The 2,731-nt window shown below is 62.9% G+C and carries 5 protein-coding genes; 3 read left to right on the top strand and 2 right to left on the bottom strand.

The annotated features are described in order from the left end of the window. Positions 1-98 precede the first annotated feature (98 nt). Entirely contained in the window at positions 99-1,322 is a 1,224-nt protein-coding gene (gene arsJ, locus QZ184_RS11210) for an organoarsenical effux MFS transporter ArsJ (protein WP_296419697.1), read from the top strand. Here the strand turns inward: arsJ and QZ184_RS11205 are convergent. Next, positions 1,319-1,672 carry a hypothetical protein gene (locus QZ184_RS11205; RefSeq protein WP_296419695.1) on the bottom strand — a complete coding sequence of 118 codons (354 nt, stop codon included), beginning with the start codon at positions 1,670-1,672 and terminating at the stop codon, positions 1,319-1,321. The genes arsJ and QZ184_RS11205 overlap by 4 nt on opposite strands. Then, positions 1,672-2,220 (bottom strand): hypothetical protein, encoded by a 549-nt coding sequence (locus QZ184_RS11200; protein ID WP_296419692.1) that lies wholly within the window; start codon positions 2,218-2,220, stop codon positions 1,672-1,674. The genes QZ184_RS11205 and QZ184_RS11200 overlap by 1 nt, the downstream gene beginning before the upstream one ends. A gap of 91 nt (positions 2,221-2,311) precedes the next feature. Between QZ184_RS11200 and QZ184_RS11195 the strand changes: the two genes are divergently transcribed. Beyond that, a complete protein-coding gene (locus tag QZ184_RS11195) occupies positions 2,312-2,530 on the top strand; it encodes a CP12 domain-containing protein (RefSeq protein ID WP_296419690.1) in 219 nt (72 codons plus the stop codon). 4 nt (positions 2,531-2,534) lie between these two features. Then, a partial coding sequence (locus QZ184_RS11190; RefSeq protein WP_296419688.1) for a DUF3136 domain-containing protein occupies positions 2,535-2,731 on the top strand: 197 nt, incomplete at its 3' end.

Here is a 2,731-nt window from a genome sequence, read left to right as displayed (position 1 = left end):
ACCCAGCTGAAGGTCTACGGCTGGTACGACAACGAGTGGGGCTACAGCTCCCGCATGGCCGATCTGGTCAGCCATCTCGTCCAGCTGGAGCCCCAAGGATGAGCGGACTCTCCGCCCTGCAGCAGTACCAGCGGGTCACCGCCAATTACTGGGCCTTCACCCTCACCGATGGGGCGCTGCGGATGCTGGTGGTCTTCCACTTCCATCAGCTGGGCTACACCAGCCTGGAGATTGCCTTTCTCTTTCTCTTCTATGAGTTCTTTGGGATCCTGACCAACCTCTACGGCGGATGGCTGGGGGCACGCTTTGGCCTGCGGTTGACGCTTTGGCTCGGCACCTGGATGCAGATCGGCGCCCTGCTGATGCTGATTCCGGTGGCGGACTCCTGGCCGAAGTGGTGGAGTGTCGCCTACGTCATGGCCGCCCAGGCCCTGAGCGGGATCGCCAAGGATCTCAACAAGATGAGCGCCAAAAGCGCGATCAAAACCGTGGTCAAGAGCCATGACGGCGATCAGCAACTCTTCCGCTGGGTGGCGATCCTGACCGGCTCCAAAAATGCCCTCAAGGGCGTTGGTTTTTTCCTGGGGGGCGTCCTCTTGACCGCCCTGGGCTTCAACGCGTCGGTGGGCGTGATGGCGGCGGGTTTGATATTGGCCTTTCTGGTCACCCTGGGGCTGCCGGCCGACATGGGACAGATGAAACGCAAGCCCAAAGTCCACTCCCTGTTCTCCAAAAGCGAGGGCATCAACGTGCTCTCACTGGCGCGGATGTTCCTCTTTGGGGCTCGGGATGTCTGGTTTGTGGTCGCCTTACCGGTCTTCCTGGAGACGACCCTGAACTGGCGCTTCTGGGAAGTGGGCAGCTTCATGGGCCTCTGGGTGATTGGCTACGGAATCGTTCAGGGATCCGCTCCAGCCCTGCGGCGCAGCTGGGGGCAAACCAGGTCCCCTGGCGCATCGGCCGTGCAGTTTTGGAGCGCCCTGCTGACGGCGATTCCCGCCTTGATTGCCATTGCCCTATGGCGACAGGTCGCCGATCCAGGTCTGGCGGTGGTGGCAGGTCTAACCGCCTTCGGGGTGGTCTTTGCGATGAACTCCTCGATTCACAGCTACATGGTTCTCGCCTACAGCGACGGCGAAGCAGTGAGCCTGGACGTGGGCTTCTATTACATGGCCAATGCCGCAGGACGGCTGCTTGGCACCCTGCTCTCGGGAGCGATCTTTCTGATCGGCGGGCTCCAGGCCTGTCTCTGGTGCTCGGCGTTGATGGTGGGACTGGCCTGGCTGTCGAGCCTGAAGCTGCCGGCAGTGCGAAGCGCCTAGCGCTGAAACAGCGCACGGATCTGCGGGCTGCGCTCCGGGCAGAGCATCGGCGTGTAATAACGAACGGCGGCAGTTTCCACCTCCTCAGGCAGGATCCCGGCAAAGGACACCCCCTCCCGCTCAAAGGCCTCGCTGAGGCGCTGTTGCTGGGCCAAGAGCAGCGCAGGCTGATCAAACGAGTCGCAGAGCAGCTGGGCATAGAGCCGCGCTGCACAGCCGGTGTGGCCAAAGCGCCGCACGCAATCGCCCACAAGCTCTGGAGGCTGCGGCTGCGCCCAACCAGCACAGGGCCAAGCCAGCAACAGCAAGGAGATCGCCTCCCCCAGGGGGGCGCGCAGGCGAAGTGCCATTAACGCTGGCGCTCCACCGAGCAGGCCAGAAAGCGCTCCAACTCCTTGGCATCCAGGCTCGGGGGCTTGGCAGCGGTCAACAGGGCGGGATGAATCGTGCGCAGTTGATCCGCAAGCTGATCGCGCTCGGTCACCGCAGCCTCCTGGCGCTGCTGCAGGGCCTCCTGCCAGACCAGACGGCGCTTGGCTTCACTGCGCCGCCACTCCGCCACGGCCTGCTCGTACTGCTCCTGCTCGGTCTGCTGGTCGTAGATCGTCAGTAGACGTTGCTCTTCGGGGTCCAGGGGCAGGGGCGCCAAGGCCGAGGTGAACGACTCTTCCTCAAGCGCCTTCAACCGCGACTCGGTCTCGCGGTAGCGCTCCACCAGCGGCGGCAGGCTCTCGCGATAGCGCCGGCATTGCACCAGGGCCTGGCGCTGCGCCTCGCTGTCCTGCTGAGGAGCGTTCTTGCTTGCGGGCCCTGAACAACCGGCCAACAGCAGCAACACCAGTACCGCGGCCCCTAGCCGAGGGTGAGGCATCCGAACCATCCGGACGAGTGCGCCCATGCTCGCAGGACTCGAGCGACAACGACCCCATTTGGGGGTATCGAGGGACGGGCGGCCAGATCTAGCTGTACTCTGCAGCAAAGACGAGCTCTTGGACAGCATCGACGCCCACATCGCCCAGGACCGCAGCGAGCTGGAGAAAGCCCGCAACGAAGGCGACAAACCCAAGGCCGCTCACCTTGAAGCCGAACTCAAGGACCTCGAGACCTACAAGGCTCACCACCCCGGCGAGAGCAAAGACCCCACCCCGATGGAGGTCTACTGCGATCTGAATCCTGAGGCGCCCGGCTGCCTCGTCTATGACGACTAGTGCGATGACCGCTACCGCGCCCCAACCACCCAGCATCACCATTGGTGAACTGGAGGCCAACTATCAGCTCTACTGCAAGGCACTGAAGATGCTGATTGCAGAAAAGCGCACCCTCAACAAGATCCAAAAAACGGTGTGTTGGGGAAAGCTGGCGACCCTCCACCACTGTCTTCCTAGGCAGTACAAATCACCCGATTACCT

The organism is Vulcanococcus sp. DEBay_Sum22DG08_74 (assembly GCF_017852955.1).
GTDB lineage: Bacteria > Cyanobacteriota > Cyanobacteriia > PCC-6307 > Cyanobiaceae > Vulcanococcus.
The sequence above is the reverse complement of the archived record's forward strand: the minus strand, read 5'-3'. Positions and strand labels throughout refer to the sequence as shown.

What these genes read in the sequence shown, in the direction of transcription:
- QZ184_RS11200 (WP_296419692.1), bottom strand. Translation starts at nt 2,220, where the DNA reads ATGGGCGCACTCGTCCGGATGGTTCGGATGCCTCACCCTCGGCTAGGG.
- QZ184_RS11205 (WP_296419695.1), bottom strand. Translation starts at nt 1,672, where the DNA reads ATGGCACTTCGCCTGCGCGCCCCCCTGGGGGAGGCGATCTCCTTGCTG.
- arsJ (WP_296419697.1), top strand. Translation starts at nt 99, where the DNA reads ATGAGCGGACTCTCCGCCCTGCAGCAGTACCAGCGGGTCACCGCCAAT.